Raw genomic sequence first — 21,491 nt, 5'->3', positions numbered from 1 at the left:
GGATCGCCGCCCAATCGTCGAAATCAGCCAGGAGATAGCAAATGCCGAACCAGAATTCCACTTTGCAGTTCTATCTTAATGGCGAGATGGTGGTGATCGAAAATCCATCTCCCTCCGCCCTCCTCGTCGATTATCTGCGCTCGCCCGAGGTGCGGCTGACCGGCACGAAAAAACCCTGCGGGCAAGGAGGATGTGGTGGCTGTACAGTCATTCTGACGGATTGGTCCAATGGTCATCCCAGCAGCCGCGCCATCAATTCCTGTTTGCGCAGGCTTTGCTCGTTGAATGGAATGGCGATCACGACGATCGAGGGAACGGGCGGATTGCCAGCCGATACCGCGGTCTATCCGGCACATCATCCGACAGCCTCCCGCTCCGCAGCACCCTTCAATGCCCCCTTGCCTCTCAACCTCCTTGGTGACGTGAAGACTGCCATCACGGATACCGCGCCAAGCGAAAGTGCCAGCGGACCTGACGGATCGCATGTCAATCCGGTCGCATATTGGCTCGCAATGAATAACGGCAGCCAGTGCGGTTATTGCAGTGTTGGTTTCGTGATGAACATGTCCGAATTCATCACCAACAATCCGCAGGCGACGAAAAAGGAGATCGAGGGAATCTTCGATGGAAATCTGTGTCGCTGCACGGGTTACAGGCCAATCCTCACTGCCATGGAAACATGGGCAAGCGACTGGGACGCCGCAGACGAGCAAAACCGCATGAAATGCCTGCAGGATAACCCGCTGAGCAACGTGCCGAAGACGGTGACGATCCCGGTCCCGGCAACGCCCCCGTCGGGACCGCCGCTTTGGATCGCAGGAACGGGCATAGAATGGTTCGCGCCTTCAAACATGACGGATCTTGAGGCCATCGACCTTACGCTCAGAAGCCAAGGAAAGAAAATCCGGCTCATCCATGGCGGCACCTCCTATGGCATCTACAAGACGGAATTTTCAGAAGCGGAAGTTGACGCCTTTATAGATTTGGCAAACGTCGGGGAGCTGCACGGCGCCATAGCCCACAATAGCGGCTATCTGCATATACCCGCGGGGGCAACATACAATCAGGTCATCGATGTCATACAGGCAGCTTATGATGCTGCCGGTAAGTCCGATGAAGCTCTGAGCGATCCGATCTTCTACATGTTGAGGCGGACAGCCGGTCGTATCGTGCGAAACGCCGCGACGATCGGCGGAAACCTGATGCTTTATCTGCATCACATTGCCAACGGCACCGGCGACCCATTCCCGTCGGATCTGGCGACCGCCGTCTATTACGATTCCAGCATCGACATTTATAATCTTAGCGGCGGCGTTTGGATTTCAAGTCCAAACACAGTTCTAAAAAATGTGTTTGATAACATCGCGAATGGAACGCAATCTCCCGACGATATCATCATCTCGGGAATTACTGTTCCCCTGGCACTTTCCTACAATCAAAGACACTTCTGGGTCGCCCAAAAAACCGCACTGAGAGAAGTCAATTCTCATTCCATCATAAACTCCAGCATCGCATTTGAGTGGGACGTTTTTTCTTTGAATATAAGTACCTCTGCCCATTTTGGCGGTGTCACCGGCGCCATCTGGACGCCGGACTCAAGCGTTTTTGATCCGTTTTCGGGCCTGATCGGTCTTAGCCTGGCAACCCTTTCGACTGCATGCGCGAATTTGCATGACGCGGCTTTAAACGCTCTTCAGCAAGCGGCCCAGGGCAGAATGCAAGCTGCAACGGACGAAGGCTTCACGATAGAATATAAAGCACAGTTGATCGCGAGCATGTTCTTCAAGGCCGGCATTGCGCTGTTGTCGGAATTGGGAGTATCAGTTCCCTCCAACCTGACATCGGCCGGGGAAATCACCTGGGGGACCTGGCCGGTCAGCGGCGGACATCAGGATTACGCAGCGGAGGACTATAAGGCTCCGGTGGGCCAACCCTACATCAAAGCCACCGCGCTCGAACAATGTTCCGGACGAACGCACTATACCCATGAGCTGGCCTATCCTCAGGGCACGCTGCACGCCGCCTTCGTCCAGAGCCGAAGCGCCTTGGCGCAGTTCAATTTCCAGTGGGGCAGCGCCGGGGTAACCGCCGATGAACTCAGCGATCGACTTCTAAGGATGTTCCCGACATTCCGGCGGCTGATCACCCATGCGGACGTGCCGATACAATCCGCCAACTTTCAAGGCATGGGCGGCGATCAGCCATTGTTCGCGGTGGACAAGGTGCTCTACTCGGGCCAGGCGATCGCACTCGTCCTTGCCGACACCGAGCAGGATGCGATCCTGATTGCCGACTATGTGTCGGCGAACTGCCTAGCCTATACACCGGTCGTCTGGGATGAAAGCTGGGACCCGAGCTGGCAAAACCCCATCCTGACCCTGGAAGACGCCATCCAGAAGGGCAGCATCTTCCCTGACACGCCGGACGCAGTTCCCTATCTCTGCCATATCTGGCAAATCAGGCGCCTGCGCAGCCGTATGGACTGGGCAACACCTCCCGAAGTCCCGGCAGATTTTGATGCTACTCCGACGACGGACACGAAAACGGTTGACGGGGTGAACTACGTCCACGTCGTCAGCAACCAGAAGACCGGCGGTCAGGCGCATTTCTACATGGAAACTCAGGCTTGCCTCGCCCTTCCCGCAGACGAGGGCCGCATCATCGTCAACTCTTCCACCCAGAGCCCGATGGAGATGCATCAGACCGTCTCATCGGCTCTCGGGAAGCAATACAATAAAGTCAAGGTCCAAACCCGATTGCTGGGAGGCGCATTCGGGGGCAAGACCGAGCAGGCGCGCTTCACCACGGGGCCGACCGCGATTGCCGCCTCGGTCGTGGATGCTCCGGTACGTCTCGCGATGCCCCGCGACGAAGACACGGCCATGATCGGCAAGCGGCATGCGCTTTATGGGGTCGGAGAAATCCTGGTCAATGACGGTTCGGCATCGCGAGAGGACAAGGGTGTCATCAAAGGCATGCAGCTAGCAATATGGGCGGACGGCGGTGCTTATTACGACTGTTCCTTCGTCGTCACCAATTGCATTCAGACTCGTATCGACAACGCCTATATGATCGACAATTTCCTGAGCCAGATCGATGTGTGCAGGACGAATACTTCTCCCAACACGGCGATGCGAGCCTTCGGCGATGTGCAAGCCACGAATATCCTGGAAAACGTGATCGATGATGCTGCGACAGCCTTGGGCATGCGCGCAGAGGACCTGCGCGAGAAAAATTTCTATCAGCGTGGTGATGTGACGCCATACGGCCAGACTCTGACGGCCTGCTATATGATCGAGGTGTGGCGTTACCTGAAAAACAAAGCTAATTTCGACGACCAGCTTACCAAGGTTCAAACCTTCAACGCGCAAAACAAGTGGCGCAAGCGGGGTATCTCGCTGATACCGGTCAAATATGGGTCTGGATACAACTTCGAGCAATTGAAGCAGTCTTCCGCCATTGTGGTCGTCAACCAGGCGGATGGTTCGATAGTCGTTCACCAGGGCGGTGTCGATATGGGGCAAGGACTTCTTACTCAGGTAAGGCAGGTAGCAGCCTATGTCTTGAACATTCCGCAAACGATGGTTCATGTGGAGTCGCCTCAGACGGATACGACGCCCAACACAAGTAGCAGTGGTGCATCCACGGGTACGCCCTATAGCGCGGAAGCGGTCAAGCGGACTTGTGAACAGCTGAGACAGCAGCTGCATGAGTTTGGATATCAATTGCTCAAGGATAATGGAAACGATTGGTGCAAGACCAATGGCATCGACTTCTGGAATTATGGAGTTGATGGCTGGAACACCCAGGTGACAACCGCTCAAGGGGTCAAGTTGATCTGGCAGAACCTGGTTAGCCTCGCCTATGTCAATCGGCTGCCGCTGACAGCCACATTCAACGCCAACATCGAGCACGGTGAATTTGACATGCCCGTCCTGCGCTTCAAGCAACCGGACGAGCAGCATGATATTCCCGGCATAACAAGAGCCCACGTTTCCACCGTTACCGACGTGCAGAACCAGTTCGTCGGCTTTACCTATTCCGCCGCCTGTTCCGTTGTGGAGGTGGATATCCTCACGGGCGAGACAACGATCCTGCGTTCTGACCTCGTCTATGATGTCGGCTGGAGCCTCAATCCTGCGCTCGATGTTGGACAAGTGGAAGGCGCTTTCGTCCAGGGAATTGGCTTCCTTCTAACAGAGAATCTCGTAACCCAGACGAGCGATATCGGACCGAATGAAAAAGGACATCTGAACACAACCAACACCTGGCGCTATAAAATTCCAGCGCATGTCACGATCCCCATCGAATTCAATGTTTCGCTTTTCCCTCGAAACGATCCCTCTGTGGTCAACATCCCGCCTGACGATCAGGGCGTGTTTTCCGCCAAAGAGGTCGGGGAACCACCTTTGGTACTTGCAAACTCGGTATTCTTCGCGATCAAGGATGCGATCAGGGCATCGAGGGTGGAACGCGGACATAGCGCGCTCTTCAATCTGCGCGCGCCGGCAACCGTGCAGGAGGTACGAAACGCCTGCGATGTTCAATGGAGTGAACTGGCAAGTTGACATCGTTGCCGCCAGCGCGGCATTTCGCATCGGCAATCGCATCCAGCCGGTCGCCGGACGTCGATCGCCATCCGCATAGGCGAACCCGCGCCGGGCACGCACCTGGTGACGGGCTAGGTGTGTAGTCCCTGAATGTTATGGTGCATCATTAATCCTGAGTCGTCAGGAAGAGGATGCATTATGGAAGTATTCTTCACGGCAGCGCCCGCACGCAATGGTAGCAGTACAAACGCTCGCACCTTTTCGCCGGCTATAAATGTTTCTACAAAGCGTCCCAGCCGCTGAGAGGGTTCAGAATCAGACATGGCCATAGTGTGATTTTTGATCGCTATTTAAGCAAGGGCCATCTCGCTTAAATAAGCGGCAGACTAAGGTAAGCGGCCTTAAATAAGCGAGTTTCGGATCGTCCTAGCTCTTGAAAGGGTGTGAACTAAGGACACACATTTTCCGCTCCCCAGGAGCCTCAAATGTTTGAAAGTCAATCCAATTTTGATTGACTTTTCCCATGCGCCACCATCCTAAGGATCGTCGCTGGCACCAATAGCAGGCTCCCATGACTCTGACCTCCAGATGCTTTCAGCCATCAGGGGTTGAGAGCGCTATTTGGTAAGGTCGGCAATACGAGTGAGCGCGCCGGCAAGGCCCTTGAGGGAGACAGCCAGGGTCAGCGGTTGGGCCGGGCTGGCGGCGGAAACGGTGACGTTGAGGGCTTTGCCGGTCCTGAGCTTTGCAATCGTGTCTGCTTCGAAGGTCAGCGGCACGAGGCAGCCTTGTGGCAGGCAGGTCGAGAACGGCAGAGTATTGCCGAGAGGGGCATCGTCGACCTTCAACTGAGCGCCCTGGGGTAGCGCCAGTCCGAGCGGTAGCACCAGCGTACCCCGAAACTTGCCGTCAGTTGCCTTGCCGATCTCGAGAGCCAGGACGGTCTGCTTCGTCTGATTGCTGGTTTGGACCTGCCGGGCGAGGCAGGATGGAGTATTGGCCTGCATCTGGCACACAACGCCCCAATCGTCGTAGGTCTCGACCAGCGAGCTGGCACCGCCCGGCAGCGAGGCGGCGGTCGCGGTACTGCCGACGAGAGCGAGCATTGCCGCCAGCACTGAAGCCTTCGGCGAATAGCGGGATGACGTCATTAGAATAGGTTCCTTTCATATGGTTGGGATCCGGCCGTGCGTGACGGTTCAGTCCGCCGGACGGCCAGCGTCCATTGGGTTGTATGTCGCAGCTACGGCGTCGCCTGGCCCGGAAGCGAAACGCAGCCGTTGCCATTGTCGAGGCAGACGAACGTGCCCTCGAAGCGTGGATCGGTGATCACATCGTGGCCGCCATCCGCGGTTTCCGTGCCGTCGGAGACCGGCGGGATCGGCGCAAAGCGGCCGGCATCGAAGCTCGGCATCACGGAGCTTGCCTGTGTGCCCGGTTCGGGGTTGGTGGCCTTTTCCACGGTCAGCACGCCTGGAACGAAGTCCATGCGATAATTGGCGGACGCCAGAAGCGTGCCCTGGGTGATCGCATAGGCACCCGGCTCACTGAGACGGGTTGCGGGCGTGGTAAGCCCTCCCGAAAGCCTGTCGCCGTTGACCAGGCCCGCACCCCCGACGATATAGGTCAGTGCCGGATTGGCGAGGCCATAGCGGCGGCTGAAAGAGTTGGCCGCAACCGTAATGGCACGCTGGTTCACCGTGAGGTCTGCGCCCATGTAGCTGATCGCGTAATTGGTGTTGGCCAGCGACCCTTGCGTGATCGCGTAGGCACCGACATCGGAATATTGCCCCGCCGTGGTCGAAAGCGAACCGGAGAGCGTGTCGCCATTCAGCAGGCCTGTCGCGGCATAGGTCAGCGTCGGATTGGCATCACCATAGGTCTTCGACTTCGCCCCCGCCGTCACCGTGAGCGCGCGTCGGTTCACGTTCAGGTTGGCTCCGACATAGGTCAGGGCGTAATTGCTTGATGCCGAGAACGAGCCGGTGATGGCGTAGCTGCCGACGTTGGAATACTGCCCCGCTGTGGTCGAAAGTGATCCGGACAGCATGTCGCCATTGATCAGGCCCGCTCCTCCGACGGTGTAGGTCAGCGCCGGGTTGGCATCGCCATAGGTCTTCGACAGCGTATCCGCCGTGACCGTGAGCGCGCGTCGGTTCACGCTCAGATTGGCTCCAACATAGGTCAGCGCGTAGTTGCTTGACGCCGAGAAGGAGCCGGTGATGGCGTAGCTGCCGACATTGGCATATTGCGCCGCCGTGGTCGCGAGTGATCCGGACAGCGTGTCACCATTGACCAGACCGGTCGCGGTATAGGTCAGCATCGGATTGGCATCGCCATAGATCTTCGACAGCGCGTCCGCCGTCACTGTCAGCGCACGCGGGGTGACTGTCAGGTTGGCGCCCATATAGCTGATGGCGTAGTTTGCATTGGCCAGAGTACCCTGGGCAATCGCATAGGCGCCGACATCGGAATATTGCCCTGCTGATGTCGAAAGCGAGCCGGCGAGCGTGTCGTTGTTGACCAGGCCCGAGGTCGTGTAGGTCAGCGTCGGATTGGCATCACCATAGGCTCTCGACAGCGCATCCGCCGTAACGGTTAGCGCACGCGGGGTGACTGTCAGGTTGGCGGCATTATAGGTGATCGCGTAATTGGCATTGCCGAGGCCACCGAGAGTGATCCCGTAGCCGCCCACATTCGAATATTGCCCAGCCGCGGTCGAAAGCGATCCGGAAAGCATGTCGCCATTGACCAGGCCCGAAGTTGTATAAGTCAGCGCCGGATTTGCATCGCCATAGGTCTTCGACTTGGCATCCGCCGTTACCGTGATCGCCCGCGGAGTGACCGTCAGGTTGGCCGCATTGTAGGTGATCGCGTAATTGGCGTTGCCGAGGCTGCCAAGGGTGATGCCATAGCTGCCAACATTCGAATACTGCCCCGCCGAAGTTGAAAGCGATCCGGAAAGCATGTCGCCATTGACCAGGCCCGAAGTTGTATAAGTCAGCGCCGGGTTTGCATCGCCATAGGTCTTCGACTTGGCATCCGCCGTTACCGTCATCGCACGCGGAGTGACCGTCAGGTTGGCCGCATTATAGGTGATCGCGTAGTTGGCATTGCCAAGGCTGCCAAGAGTGATCGCGTAGCCGCCCACGCCGGAATATTGTCCTGCTGAAGTCACAAGCGATCCGGAGAGCGTGTCGTTGTTGACCAAGCCTGAGGTTGTATAGGTCAGCGCCGGGTTTGCATCGCCGTAGGTCTTCGATTTTGCATCCGCCGTCACCGTTATCGCACGCGGAGTGACCGTCAGGTTGGCACCGGTAAAGCTGATGTCGTAGTTCGGGTTAGCAAGCGTGCCGAGCGTGATACCGTAGTTTCCGATCCCCGACGCCGTCGTCGCGGAGGTGGCCAGCGCCCCTGAGAGCGTATCGCCTGCGACGAGGCCGCTCCCGCCGGCGGTATAGGTGAAGCCCGGATTGGCATCGCCATAGGTACGGTGTGCGCTGTCGGCCGTGACCGTGATGGCGCGCTTGGCGATGTCGGCAAGTGTCGTGGCCGTGTTGGAAGCCAGCAGATAGTTGCCAGCATCCGCGCCGCCGAACGACAGGCCGGAGATAGTGACCGTCTTGCCAGTGCCGGCATTCTTGTCGGAAAAGGCGCCGCTGAAGCCATTGCCCAGCGTAAGCGTGTCGCCGGACACCATGCCGTTGAAGACGGCGCCCGCTGTGTTCAAAGTCGCGTCCGTCGTACCGTCATAGGTCTTGCCGTTGGCGGTGATCCCGCCGATCGATGAGATCATAGCCCTGGCGATATCGACCGTATCCGTGCCGCCCGCCAGGGTGTAGTTCGAGGCAAGGCCGCCATTCGTGCCATCGCCCAGAGCCAGCGACGCAAGCGTCATGCCCTTGCCCGAGCCGGCATTCTTGTCGGACATGGTGCCGGTGCCGGACAGCGTCAGCGTTTCGCCGCCGACCACGTTCGACAGCGTGAAGATCGAGGCATCGAGATCCGTTGAACCGTTATAGGTGCGGCTGCCCGAGAGGTTGACGACACGCTGGCCGATATCGGCCGTGGTCGTCGCCGTATCGGAGGCAAGCGTATAGTTGCCGACATCCGTGCCGCCGAGCGTCAGGCCGGAGATATTGACCGTCCTGCCGGTGCCGGCATTCTTGTTGGCGAAGGCGCCGCTGGAGGTTGCAACCGTCAGCGCGTCGCCGGCAACCATGCCGGTGAAGCCAGCGCCCGCGGTGTTCAGCGCCACATTGGTCGTGCCGTCATAAGTCTTGTTGCCGGCGGTGATGCCGGTGATCGCAGAGATCGTCGCCTTGGTGATGTTGGCCGTCGCCGTCACCGTATCAGAGGTAAGCGTATAGTTGCCGGCGTCTGTGCCGCCGAGCGAAAGCGAGGAGATGCTGACCGTCTTGCCGGTGCCGGCATTCTTGTCGGCGAAGGCGCCGGTGCCGCCGCTGACCGTCAGACTATCTCCGGCGATCATGCCGTTAAAGACGGCACCCGCCGTGTTCAACGCCGCATTGGTCGTGCCGTCATAGGTCTTGTTGCCGGCGGTGATGCCGGTAATCGCAGAGATCGTCGCCTTGGTGATGTTGGCCGTCGCCGTCGCCGTATCGGAGGTAAGCGTATAGTTGCCGGCGTCTGTGCCGCCGAGCAAAAGCGAGGAGATGCTGACCGTCTTGCCGGTGCCGACATTCTTGTCGGCGAAGGCGCCGGTGCCGCCGCTGACCGTCAGACTATCTCCGGCGATCATGCCGGTAAAACCAGCGCCTGACGTGTTCAGCACGGCAGTCGTGTTGCCATTATAGGTCTTGTTGTTCGCCGTGATGCCGGTGATCGCAGAGATTGTCGCCTTCGCGATATCGGCCGTGGTCGTCGCCGTATCGGAGGCAAGCGTATAGTTGCCGACATCCGTGCCGCCGAGCGTCAGGCCGGAGATATTGACCGTCCTGCCGATGCCGGCATTCTTGTTGGCGAAGGCGCCGTTGGAGGTTGCAACCGTTAGCGCGTCGCCGGCGACCATGCCGGTGAAGCCAGCACCCGCGGTGTTCAGCGCCACATTGGTCGTGCCGTCATAAGTCTTGTTGCCGGCGGTGATGCCGGTGATCGCAGAGATCGTCGCCTTGGTGATGTTGGCCGTCGCCGTCGCCGTATTGGAGGTAAGCGTATAGTTGCCGGCGTCTGTGCCGCCGAGCAAAAGCGAGGAGATGCTGACCGTCTTGCCGGTGCCGACATTCTTGTCGGCGAAGGCGCCGGTGCCGCCGCTGACCGTCAGGCTATCTCCGGCGATCATGCCGGTAAAGCCAGCGCCCGACGTGTTCAACGCCGCATTGGTCGTGCCGTCATAGGTCCTATTGATTGCCGTGATGCCGGTGATGTCGGAGATCGTCGCCCTGGTGATGTCGACCGTGTCGGTGCCGCCGATCAGCGTATAGTTCGAGGCAAGGCCGCCATCACCATTGATGCTGTTGCCCAGAGCCAGCGTGCCGAGCGACAGCACCTTGCCGGTGCCGGCATTCTTGTCCGCCAAGGAGCCCGCGCCGGTCAGCGTCAGCGTATCGCCATTGACGAGATTGCCGAGCGAGAGACCTGTGGCCGCGACATTGGTTGTGCCGTCATAGGTTCGGCTGCCGGTCATGCTCAGCACGCGCTGCGAAATCGTCAGCGTGCCGCTATAATCGATATAGGCCGTGCGGGGACCGTTCTCCGTCACCGAGACGATATCGGGGTCGGAATAATTGTAGGTCCCGGCATTGGTCGTGCCCGTAATCGCGCTGCCCCAGGCAAGCGAGACATTGCCTGTGCCGGCGCCCGACAGCGTCGCGCCGGTAATCGCAGAATTGGCGTCGCCATAGCTCCGCGTGCCGTTACCGATCTTGACATAGTCGTCATAGAGCCCGCTGCTGAGCGAGCGCAGCATCATGTAGCCACCATTGGCGCCGCTTGTCGATTTGCCCCAGACATTGGCCAAATCCCAGCCGGCATCGATGAAGCTGAAGGGATCGGCCATCTGCGCCGTAGTGAGGCCGGTTGCGGAAAATGTCCCGAGATTAGAACCATAACCGGAAGGCTGTCCTGTGGTGTCGATGTCCCAGAAACTATTGGTGAAATTGGAACCGCTGTTAGTGGCGCCCACCAAACCTCCGACGTTGGAGCTGCCGCCAACTAATCCGGTCGCATAGGCGTTGGAAATCGTACCTCCCTGGTCATAGCCCACCAGACCACCAACAACTTGGAAACCACCGCTGACGGCGCCGCTGGCATAGGAATTGCTGATTCTGCCGGAGTAGTTCTCGCCAACCAGCCCACCCACTTCTTGGCTGCCGCTGACGGCGCCGCTGGCATAGGAATTACTGATGCTGCCGGAGTTGTTCCGGCCGACCAGCCCGCCGACTAAACCTCCACCAGAGACGGTAGCGGTGCTGTAGGAATTACTGATCGAACCGGAATTGTAGCCAACCAGCGCGCCGACATACAAGTTGACGCCCCTGACCGACCCTCCAACAAGCCCCACATTGCTAATCAATCCCCTCGACACTCCGAACAAACCAACAAAGTCATTGCCGCTCACAGTGAGGGCGCTGATGGTGTGGTTGTTGCCGTTGAAGTTGCCGTTGAACGCCGCGTTCATCATGTCCCCGAGCGGCACCCAGCCGTTCGTCGACCAGATGCCGGAGGCGTTGGCACCCGACGTCTCGCTGGCGTCGATATTGTTGGCGAGCGTGTAGTTGCCGTTAAGGTTCGCGCCGATCAGCGCGAGTTGATGCAGATTGGTGATGACGCCGTTGGCGGCAGCCTCCGAGCGCAGGATCGGCCGCATGTCGCCGGCCTGGTACCAAGTGTTGGCAAAATCCAAGCCCGCGTAATTGGATGAATCGCGCGCCTGTGCCGTAGTCAGGCCGGTCGCGGAGACGATACCCCCACAGGATCCGCAAGCCGAGGACTGACCGGTGGTGTCCATGTCCCAGAACGAGGTCGTGACGGTTCCGTAGTTGTCACCGGTCAACCCGCCAAGGCTGCCCGGGCCGCTGACCGGGCCGCTGGCATAGGAATTGGTGATACTGCCCCGGGAACGGTTAGAACCCACCAGTCCGCCGACGAAGGAGTTCACCCCGCTGACCGAGCCGGTGGCATAGGAATTGGTGATCGTACCTTCGTTGATACCGACGAGCCCGCCGGCGTAGAAGTTCGCCCCGCTGACCGAGCCACCCCTGACCGTAACGCCGATCGCATACGCATTGATTATCGTACTCCCACTTGCGCACGCCAGCGCGCCGGCACAACCGCCGCTGATCGATCCGCCGACGAGCCCGACATTGCTAATCGATCCACCCAGGATGTAGCCGAACAAACCAGCTAAGGTCGGAGAACCCGGATAATGGGAATTGTCGGATTGGCTCTCGGCCAAGGAAACGGTGAGGCCGCTGATGGTGTGGCCATTGCCGTCGAACGTGCCGCGGAATTGGGTGTAGTCGTCGCCAATGGGCACGAATCCCGCGCCGTCATTCCAGATCGCGGTTCCGGAGGCGTCGATGTCGTTAGCCAAGATCCAATTGGCGGCGAGATTGGCGCCGCGCGAGCCGATGCCCTGCAGGCCGTAAACATCCGCGACCGTGTAGGGCGTGGCGCTTGTGCCGTCACCGCCGGTGACGCGCAGGAAACTGGTGCCATCGGTGATGCGGAAGTCCTTGGCCGAGAAGGCGGGCAGCGTCGCGCTATTCTGCACCCAGTTGCCCGAAGCCAGCACGAAGGCGCCGACATTGACCGCCGCCGGAGCAGAAATCGTACCGCCGGAAGATACGATGAGGCCGCCATTTGCTGTGATCGCGCTGTTGATGTTGATGTCCGATGCCGCCGCGAGCGTCAGCGTGGTGAGCGCGCTCCAGTTGATCGGCGCCGCGACGGTGATCGTGCCGGCCTGCGGATTGGTGGCATCCGACGACGATCCGGTCGTGACCGTGACGTTGGCGGTCGCGAGCGCGTTGGTGAGCGTGTTGACATTGATGACGCTGTCGTTGCCGGTGGCGTTAAAGCCGCCATCCGTGTTGCTGTCCGTCGCCGTCGAGATCGTCACATTGTAGGGATCGAGTAGCAGATTGCCGAAGGAGCCATGCGCTGCCGTCAGATCGGTGAGACCGGTATAGGAAAGCTTCGCCTTGCCCGATACTTCCGCCTCGCCGCCATTGCCCGAGATTGCGCCGCCCTTGGCCGTGATCGTGCCGGCAAAGTTCGTCAGATCGTCAGACCATAAGACGACATCGCCGCCATTGCCCGTGGTGACTGCATCGGCATTGATGACGGTTTGGGCATCGACATCAAGCGTCTCGGCATGCTGCAGCGGGCCCTTGCCCTGGCGGTTGCCGCCGATATTGACCGTGCCGCCGCCGGTCTTGCCGGACGCGTTGACCTTGGCGGAGGCAAGCTTGATCGACCGGCCCGTCACGGTGACCTTGCCACCCTTACCGGCGGCGTTACCGGCATCGAGCGTGCCCGAAACCGCCACTTCGCCGTCGCCGCCGGTGAGCGTGATATCGCCGCTCTCGCCGGAAACGCCGTTGGCCTCGATCGTGCCCGACATGTTGACCGCCTGCCGCGCCATATCCTTGGCCGCGGCGGCGGTGAGCTGCACCGTGCCGCCCCTGGCAGAAATCTTGCCGCTGTTGTCGACCAACGCCCCACTGCCGTCCGCCTTGGTCGGCACCGCCACCTGCAGGAAGCCGTCGCCGGACAGATCCAGCGTCGCCTGTTCGCCGGATCCCAAGGCCGCCTTGCCCATCGGCACGGTGATGACGCCGGCATTGGCGACCGTGCCGCCGATCAGCGCCATGTAGCCGCCGCGGTTGATGGTGATCGCACCGGCATTCGTCACCGGGGCAGAGGCGCCATTACCGGTGAACGTCCGCTTGCCGCCCATGAAGTCGTCATCGGAGATGCCGAGCGTCGAGGCGACGAAGGCGCCCGCCTTGACCGTGCCTGAACTGGTGATCGCAATGCCGTTCGGATTGATCAGATAGACTTGGCCATTAGCGTTGATCTGGCCTGATATGGTCGAGCTTGTGTCACCGGTCACACGATTGAGGATGGCGGCATTGGCATCGGGTTGGACGAAGGTGACGCGATTGGCCTTGCCGACATTGAAGCTCTGCCAGTTTACGACGGCGCTGCCGCTCGTCTGGTTGATGGTCAATGCGCCGGCCGACGGTGTCCCGATCGTGGCACTACCCGCTGCCACCTGCCCGCCTGAAGGCAGTGACTGGGCCGGCGCCACCGTCGCGTGGGCAAGCGCCGTCGATGCCAGAAGCGCGAGGAGCCGGACCTTGCGCGTCCGGGTTCCGTGCGAAAGCACTCCATTGCTGAACGTCCGGCGGTTCGTCTGTGGGGTCATCGCTGCTATCCTAAAACTGAAACGCCGCCGAGACGGTGAAGCGGTTGTCGTTGGAGCCATCGCCAAAGTGCTCGACACGGCCGTATTCAAGATTGACGTTGGTGCTGTTGAAGCTCGCCTGCTCGGCCGCTGCCAGCCGCAGGCCGAGGCCATAGGCCGCGCCGCGCGAGAAGCCACTTTCCAGCGCCGTCGGCTGGTAGAGCTTGACGCCGCCATAGGCGCCGAACAGGTAAGGCGAAACCACCACGCCGCCGGTTGTGGTCTTTCCATCCGGCAGACTGGTTCCCTGCTGCGCCAGGAATTCCGGCCAGCCGAACGGCAAGGTGAAACTGGTAACGAAGGGGAACTGCGCCTCCGCGCGCAGCACGAAGCCGGAATCGCCCTGCATCGAGCCGGTCGGAAAGCTCGACAGGCCCGAGGAGGAGACGAGGCCGATCTGCTCGGAATTGAGCAGCGGCTGGCCGAAGGAGGTCTGCGCCTTCGCGCGGAGATCGAAGACCAGGTGCTCTACGATCGGCTGGCGATAGCCGAGATTGACCTCGACCTTCTGGAAATCGGCGTCCGCGCCTTGGCGCGACAAGGGCGTGCCGCTGCCATTGGCATCGGCTGCACTGCGTGCGCCAAGCGCATTGAGGCCGAACGAACCGGTCAGACCAGCGCTGACGAGCGCATCGCCGGATACATACCAGGAAAGATCCGCGCCCGCGCGCAGGATGCGCAGCCGATCCTTCGACAGTACGGCACCGCCGCCATTGAGAAGCTGCAGTTCTTCGTCCTGCGCATCGAAGCCGCCATTGAGGTTGAACGTGAGCTCGCGCGAGCGGATCAGCGGATAGGCGAGCCGGGCCGAATAGCGGGTGAAGTCCGACATGAATTGCAGCCCGGATGCGCTCGCCTCCGGCGTCGTGCGCGAGGCGGTGGCTTCAAGGTTCAGCGTCAGCCCGTCGATGCCGATCGGCAGGGTTACACCGCCGGCCAAGGACCGGTTGCGCGGCGCGCCGGTAAAATAGCCTTCGTCACCGCCGAAACGCGGCGCACCCGAGGCTCTCAGATAGAAGAGTTCACCGAAGCCAAATACGGAATTGAAGTCCAGACCGACGCCGGTGTTATATTTGCCAAGCGCGTCGGTGGAATTGTTGTCGCCGGAGATGAAGCCCGTGACCGGCTTATAGCGCGCCTCGATCGTCAGCACGCTGCCGCCGGGCTTCGTGCCGCGCGACAGTGTCGAACGCAGCACCGTGCCCGGCAGGTCGCCGGCCAAAAGCAGCCGACGCTCGATCTCATCGTTGGACATCCCCTTCTCGCCCACCAGCGGCGAGAGCATCTTGGCAATGCGTTCGCGGATATTGTCGGGAAGATGCGAGGTGTCGATGCTTTCGACGAAGCCGTCGATGACGATGATGCGCAAGGTCGCTCCATCGACCAGGCGCTGCGCCGGCAGCACCACACGCACCAGGCCGTACCCCTTGGCGCCATAGGCCCGCTCGAGCTGACCCGCCGCATCGAAGAGGGCGGCCGCCGTCACCGGACCGCCGGTCAGGCTCTTCGTCACGCGCGCCTCGTCCTCGGCAAAGTCGGGAAACCCGCCTTCCACCTTGACGGCCTTCAGGCGGACGGTGAGCTTCTCGGCCCCCTTGGGCGCGACAGGGCCGGACGCTTCGGGAATGACGATGCCGCTGTTCTGCTTCTGCAACTGCGGTTCGAAGCTCTGCGGCGTCACCTGCGAGGCCGTCTGCGCAAAGGCAAGGCATGCCGGCGCCATCACAGCAACGCTCGCGGCCAGTCCCAAGGATCGGAAAAAAGCGGTATCCGAAAGTCAAAATGAACCTCAATCTCAGCATACGCAGTCGTGTTGGAAGGAATTCCGCAAGGAATGGTGGAAAGTTGCCAGCACAACCCCTTCCCGCAGCAGGACTAATAAAGTTGGCTACAGAGGTCAGCATCCATTTTTGACTTGGGAGATCTTGAGGAGTTTCCGCAGGCGAATGTCGGCAAACGCCAAGGAAGACAGACCGTCTTATTCGCAATTGCGGGCTCCTTGAGAAACCGGCGCGCCACCGCTTAAAGCGTTGGCGAGCGCGCCATCGAGGATGATCAGCTTCTGCGCCTGAAACGCCGCATACTCCTCGTAGAAGCCGCGCGAAATCCACATCGGCGAATGTCCCGGCCGCCCAGCCCAGCCAAGTCCTCCGATCGCTTGAGCTTCCGAGATCTTGCGGCTGGTATGCGCACTCGAAAGGCCGGTCGCCCGGGCCAGATATGCAATAGAGCTGACATCCGTAAGATATCGCTCTGGCTGCGGGAAGCTTTGCCGATCGACACCTGCGATCAGCCGGTCCATCACCCAGCCACCCGAATCGATCCAGCTGAAGATCCTGTAGAGCGGTCCCGGCGTGCGCACTTCGGGAGTGAAGAAAAGAGCATCCGCCACGACCGGCTGGATCAACGGAAGCAGGCTCTCCCATCGCGTGGAGAACTGCACGTATCTTTGTCCGTCATCGAGCAGATCGAGGGCCTGGAAATGTAGATTGTACCAGAGCGCCAGGAGAGACAGGGAATCAGGCGATGGTTTGGCCCATCCACGATGGCCAGCTATCTGACTGTCGATCGCCTGAATGACGCCATACTTCATCGATTCATCAAAGAAGGTATAGGCTGTATTGCGGCTCGCAAGACCAAGGAAGGTTGCCAGAAGGCCAAGACTTCTACGGCTAAGACCCGGCTCTACATCGCCGATGGGTCGAAAAAAGTGGGCGACTGCGGCATGGCTTAAGAGCCAACGCTGCTGTGTTGCAAACAGCGCTGCGGACCGCGGCGATTGCTTGTGAGCCTCGAACATCGCCGAAGCCAGGAAAAAAACAGCCGACGGGAAGGCAACGCGCGAAATCATGTCGCCCACGCTGCTCCGCGGCCGATCGTTTGTTCCCTCGCCTGCGAGAGGTGGAAATGCCTCCGGAAATTCTATTATCTGCCCCAAAAATGCGATCTCCGGCTAGCGCATCCGCCAATGAAACCATCGAAAGTCCTCGTCAGATCGTTCCGGTCCACCTGCTGACTAGGAGCGCTGCGCCGACCTGCAATTCTTTGGCGACGATTAAAAACTTCTCAGATTCTCAAAATATGAGAAGTAAATGCCGGATCGTAAGCAACTTGTCAACGAGAATGTTTCTCATATTATTGCAATCTGAGAAATCGACCGGTGTCGAATGGTGCGTGCGCAAGAAGGTGGGAAATTTAATGTACGCTTCATATCATCGCCAAAACCACAAGTTTGCCAAAAGGACCTGAGCGGATGCCCTCACCCAGACCGATCAACCCGTTCTACACCTTGGGCGTTCTGACCATCGCCTCCACCTTGTCCTATCTCGACCGGCAAATACTTGGTCTCCTGGCGGAGCCGCTGAGACAGGACCTTCATCTGACGGATCTGCAGATCGGCCTCCTTCAAGGTTTCACCTTCGCCATTGTTCTGGCAGCCACCGGATTGCCGCTGGGTCGCTGGGTTGATTTCGGAAACCGTGTGCGGATTGCCGCCATTGGAATCGCGCTATGGAGCATCATGACAGCCGCTTGTGGCTTTGCAGGCAGTTTCGGAGCTCTTTTGCTGTGCCGGGCGGGCGTCGCATTGGGAGAAGCGGCCCTCACACCCGCCGCCTATTCCCTGATCAGCGATTTGTTCCCAACTCGGCGACGCGGACTTGCAATAAGCATTTACAGCACAGGCGCATTCATCGGAGCCGGTCTATCGCTCGTTTTGGCAGCGACGGTTCTTCATGAATTGTCGAGCGCAGGAAACGCCTTCGTTCTACCCGGCATGCAGCACATATGGCAGATGGTATTCGTCTTCATCGGACTGCCTGGTATCGCGGTCGCCCTTTGGGCTGCAGGCCTTAAGGAACCTCGCAAACATTCCGGAACTGTTCCAAGCCCTATACCTGGCATAGGCGAGATCCGTGCCTATTTTTCGAATAACCGGGTAGAACTCGCGAGCCTTTATTTCTGCCTCGCCTTCGCGGCGACCCAAGCCTATAGCTACAGCGCATGGGTTCCCACCATGTTGATCCGCATCTTTCATATGCCGCCAGTCGCCGTCGGCTTCAGCCTCGGACCGCTCTTGATTGCCTCAAGTCTATCGGGGTTGATCCTCGGCGCGGTACTCGGCGATAGCCTGGTTCGACGTGGTATTGCGGCCGCTCGCCCCATCCTTATGTGCGGCGCTGCTCTGGTTGCATCGCTGTTCACTGCTGCAGTACCTTTTGCTTCGACCCTCAATGCTGCACTTGCCTTGATATCCATCTCAACATTTCTTTCCACCATCATTGTTGCGAACGGTCCTCCCGCACTTCAGGACATCACACCGTCACGCATGCGTGGCATCTCAAGCGCTGTCGGCGTCCTGATTGTGACACTCATCGGCATGGGCGTCGGCCCCACATTGGTCGGGTTCATCAGTCAGGACGTCATCGGCGATCCAAGCAAGATCGGCGTCGCATTGAGCCTCGTATCGACTGTCGCTCTTATCGTCTCGTCGGCTTTGGCGCTGGTAGCCATCTTCAACTACAAGCTCGAACCGGACAACACGGCAGCGCGTGCGGCATGAAATCGAAGCTATGGAGGCAAAGCCACATTGGAAGATCAGGGGGACTCCTCTCGCACTCCGCTCCAACGAGAACTTTGCACAACTACGGCAATCCTCAGAGGGGCCGTCGCCCGCGTATGGAATGCCCACTGTTCTTGCTCCATGTGCACGCCGCATCTTATAGATTGACCCGAGAGAATCGTTGAAAGTGCGTTGCATGTCGGCTTACGAAGTCCTGGTTTCCAATATTACCCAGAGCTTTCTCGATCATGGCTACGAGGCCATGACGATGAGCAAACTGGCAAAATATTGCAATATTACGCGCCGAGGTCTCTATCATCACTTCAGCAGCAAGGAAGAAGCCTTCCAGGCGATGGTCCGCCAAAACAACCAACGGACCCGGCAAGGCAGTCTTAGCGAGGGCACCAGACTGTTTTCGGCTGGCGCCGATCTGCTTGATATCGTCACCGCTGTCCTTGATGTCCGATATGGCGATACGAGAAGGAAATTGGTGCTTTCACCCTTCGCACTTGAAGTCAATGACTACGCGTTTCGCCTTTGCCGTCCGGAGATGGTTGAAGCTGCAACAGTTTTCCAAGCCGATTTCGCCGCATTGCTCGAACAGGTCATGGCAAACGGCCAACTGACACTTCGACCCACAATATCGGTCGAAACCTTGGTGCAGCTGCTCTGCGACGGTGCTCGTGGAACCAATCAAAGCTTTTTCGCACCGTCGCCAGAGGAAATTACTGCACGCTACCGGCAGATGAGCCAAGCAATCCTGTTCGGCTGTGCCGAGCCAGTTAAGCTGTGACGGGCTCATAGAGATTCGCAAGGAATGTTCGGACCGCTTTTTGCTCTTGAAGGGATTAGAACTTGCGGCCTCATTTGAGGTTGGGACCATCTGTCGAAAATTCAGCGAATTAGAAGCGAGATGAACGCATTCAACCGAAATTACAATGAGTTCCGCCTAACGGCTGAGCGCATTGTTGAGGTCATGCAATCCGACCATCAGCATCATGGGGTCGGACGGAGAAGACAGGAAGCCGACGGCCGGCACTGTAAAGTTAACGTCGTTTAGGCGACGGGATGCCTCCCAGCCTGCCGTGCCGATTACGTACGGGCGATTTCCGCCCACATGTGCATGGCTGCGGCACGCAGTTCGCGATGGTGGCTGGCGGAAATGTCGTGGCGAGGGATGTGGAAGAGGTTTGCTATTGGATCGTGAATGGAGACGAAGCGCTGCAACTGTCGTCGTGACTTGAAGCACTTCATGATCCGCTCTCGCTGTCGCACTAGCTGATGGGAGTTCTCCGCCCGGTTGTTGATCCCCTTGTGTGAACGGTGCTCGACGCCAGGCATGATCTCTCGTTTTGCGGCGTCATAGGATCGAAGCTTGTCGGTAACCATCACGCGTGGCGCACAGCCTTGACCCTTCAGCAGCTTGCGCATCAGCCGTTCGGCTGCCTTGGCGTTGCGGCGGCTTTGCACCAGCACCTCCAGCACAAATCCGTCCTGATCACCGGCGCTCCACAGCCAATGTTTCTCGCCTCCGATCGAAATGACGGTCTTCGTCGAGATACCATTTATCGCCGAGTTGGCCGCATGAACTGACTTGCCCCCGTTAAATTAGGCCATTCAGACCTGGAATTTTCCACTTATGATCCCTGAAGGGAAGAAGAGGAGAATTTGATGAAGGCCTCGAAGTTTTCGGAAGCGCAGATCGCCTTTGTTCTGAAGCAGGCGGAGGACGGGACACCGATCGGTGAGGTATGTCGCAAGGCAGGAATTTCGGACGCGACATTTTACAACTGGCGTAAAAAGTACGCCGGTCTGATGCCCTCGGAGATGAAGCGTCTGCGGCAGCTCGAGGAAGAGAACGCCAAGCTGAAGCGGATTGTTGCCGACCTGTCGCTGGACAAGGCCATGCTTCAGGACGTGCTGTCAAAAAAGCTCTGAAGCCTGCCCGCAAGCGCAAGCTTGTCGACACGGTCAAGGCGGACTGGAAGGTTTCTATCCGGCGCGCATGTTCGGTGCTGAAGATTGACAGGTCGCTTTATGTCTACAAGTCCAGGCGCGGCGAGCAGGCCGAATTGAAGCTGAAGATCAAAGACATTTGCCAGACACGGGTGCGCTATGGCTATAGGCGTGTGCATGTCCTGATCAAGCGTGACGGCTGGCTCGTCAATCCGAAGCGAATATATCGCCTTTACAAGGAGATGGGCCTGCAACTCCGCAACAAGGTTCCCAAGCGTCGGGTCAAGGCGAAGCTACGGGCCGATCGCACGGAGGCGACCCATTCCAACCATGTTTGGGCCATGGACTTCGTTCATGGCCAATTGGCCACGGGCCGCAAGATCCGGGTATTGACGGTTGTCGATACCTTCTCGCGCTTCTCGCCAGCAGTCGATGCCCGCTTCAGCTATCGAGGCGAAGACGTGGTGCAGACGCTTGAGCGGGTGTGCCGGCAAGTCGGTTATCCCGCCGCCATTCGTGTCGATAATGGCAGTGAATTCATCTCCCGAGATCTTGATCTCTGGGCCTACCACAAGGGTGTCGTGCTCGACTTCTCGCGCCCAGGCAAACCGACAGACAACAGCTACATCGAGTCATTTAACGGCAAGTTTCGCGCCGAGTGCCTGAACGCTCATTGGTTCATGTGCCCACGCCATTGCGACGCAATGGCGGATGACGACGCGCGTTCGAAGATGGAGGATTGGCGTAGAGACTATAACGAGTTCCGGCCACACAGCGCAATCGGTAACAAGGTTCCGATTGCGCTCATGAATGGCTCATCGGCACCCCCGCCGGCTTGAGCCCTAACCCCCGAAAATTCCAGCGCCCGCTGGCCCAAATTCGGGGTGCACTTCAATAAGTGGAGGTTCGGAATTGCGATGGTACCCGAGCCCCGCACTGATCCTCGACGATGCCAATGCTGTTGCCCGGACAGCAATCGCCGGTGTCGGCA

The 21,491-nt window shown here is 59.1% G+C and carries 8 protein-coding genes and 1 pseudogene; 4 read left to right on the top strand and 5 right to left on the bottom strand.

Features of this window, described 5'->3' with window-relative positions; translation table 11 throughout:
* Positions 1–41: 41 nt before the first annotated feature.
* Positions 42–4,568 carry a molybdopterin cofactor-binding domain-containing protein gene (locus ACYJRZ_RS27355; RefSeq protein ID WP_459463975.1) on the top strand — a complete coding sequence of 1,509 codons (4,527 nt, stop codon included), beginning with the start codon at positions 42–44 and terminating at the stop codon, positions 4,566–4,568.
* Positions 4,569–5,167: 599 nt separating this feature from the next.
* On the opposite strand, the gene ACYJRZ_RS27350 is transcribed toward ACYJRZ_RS27355, so the two are convergent.
* From ACYJRZ_RS27350 to ACYJRZ_RS27335, 4 genes are all read right to left on the bottom strand, one after another.
* Positions 5,168–5,701, bottom strand: coding sequence for an invasion associated locus B family protein (locus ACYJRZ_RS27350; protein WP_459463973.1), 534 nt, complete (start codon positions 5,699–5,701; stop codon positions 5,168–5,170).
* A gap of 92 nt (positions 5,702–5,793) precedes the next feature.
* Complete coding sequence (locus ACYJRZ_RS27345; protein ID WP_459463971.1) at positions 5,794–13,944, bottom strand: MBG domain-containing protein; 8,151 nt, start codon at positions 13,942–13,944, stop codon at positions 5,794–5,796.
* Between the two features lie 10 nt (positions 13,945–13,954).
* Positions 13,955–15,706 carry a ShlB/FhaC/HecB family hemolysin secretion/activation protein gene (locus ACYJRZ_RS27340; protein WP_459464131.1) on the bottom strand — a complete coding sequence of 584 codons (1,752 nt, stop codon included), beginning with the start codon at positions 15,704–15,706 and terminating at the stop codon, positions 13,955–13,957.
* Positions 15,707–15,961: 255 nt separating this feature from the next.
* A complete protein-coding gene (locus ACYJRZ_RS27335) occupies positions 15,962–16,834 on the bottom strand; it encodes a hypothetical protein (protein WP_459463969.1) in 873 nt (290 codons plus the stop codon).
* A gap of 402 nt (positions 16,835–17,236) precedes the next feature.
* Between ACYJRZ_RS27335 and ACYJRZ_RS27330 the strand changes: the two genes are divergently transcribed.
* Both ACYJRZ_RS27330 and ACYJRZ_RS27325 read left to right on the top strand, forming a co-directional pair.
* The gene (locus tag ACYJRZ_RS27330) at positions 17,237–18,544 is read left to right on the top strand and encodes an MFS transporter (RefSeq protein ID WP_459463967.1); all 1,308 of its coding nucleotides are present in this window, start codon (positions 17,237–17,239) and stop codon (positions 18,542–18,544) included.
* A gap of 196 nt (positions 18,545–18,740) precedes the next feature.
* The gene (locus ACYJRZ_RS27325; protein ID WP_459463965.1) at positions 18,741–19,337 is read left to right on the top strand and encodes a TetR/AcrR family transcriptional regulator; all 597 of its coding nucleotides are present in this window, start codon (positions 18,741–18,743) and stop codon (positions 19,335–19,337) included.
* 299 nt (positions 19,338–19,636) lie between these two features.
* Here the strand turns inward: ACYJRZ_RS27325 and ACYJRZ_RS27320 are convergent.
* Positions 19,637–20,132, bottom strand: a pseudogene (locus tag ACYJRZ_RS27320) (IS6 family transposase); the annotation flags it as partial.
* Positions 20,133–20,215: 83 nt separating this feature from the next.
* On the opposite strand from ACYJRZ_RS27320, the gene ACYJRZ_RS27315 reads away from it, so the two are divergent.
* Positions 20,216–21,339 (top strand): IS3 family transposase gene (locus ACYJRZ_RS27315; protein WP_459463963.1). Its coding sequence is split into 2 segments (ribosomal slippage): positions 20,216–20,468 and positions 20,468–21,339, totalling 1,125 coding nucleotides; the frame shifts between segments, so codons are not numbered across the junction.
* Positions 21,340–21,491: the final 152 nt, after the last annotated feature.

The sequence above is a fragment of the Rhizobium sp. No.120 genome, from assembly GCF_054558365.1.
Note: the sequence above shows the minus strand (reverse complement) of the source record. Positions and strands in the feature narration are given on the sequence as shown.

Coding starts and splice junctions, on each gene's coding strand:
- ACYJRZ_RS27345 (WP_459463971.1), bottom strand. CDS start 13,944: ATGACCCCACAGACGAACCGCCGGACGTTCAGCAATGGAGTGCTTTCG.
- ACYJRZ_RS27355 (WP_459463975.1), top strand. CDS start 42: ATGCCGAACCAGAATTCCACTTTGCAGTTCTATCTTAATGGCGAGATG.
- ACYJRZ_RS27335 (WP_459463969.1), bottom strand. CDS start 16,834: ATGATTTCGCGCGTTGCCTTCCCGTCGGCTGTTTTTTTCCTGGCTTCG.
- ACYJRZ_RS27330 (WP_459463967.1), top strand. CDS start 17,237: ATGCCCTCACCCAGACCGATCAACCCGTTCTACACCTTGGGCGTTCTG.
- ACYJRZ_RS27340 (WP_459464131.1), bottom strand. CDS start 15,706: ATGGCGCCGGCATGCCTTGCCTTTGCGCAGACGGCCTCGCAGGTGACG.
- ACYJRZ_RS27350 (WP_459463973.1), bottom strand. CDS start 5,701: ATGACGTCATCCCGCTATTCGCCGAAGGCTTCAGTGCTGGCGGCAATG.
- ACYJRZ_RS27325 (WP_459463965.1), top strand. CDS start 18,741: ATGTCGGCTTACGAAGTCCTGGTTTCCAATATTACCCAGAGCTTTCTC.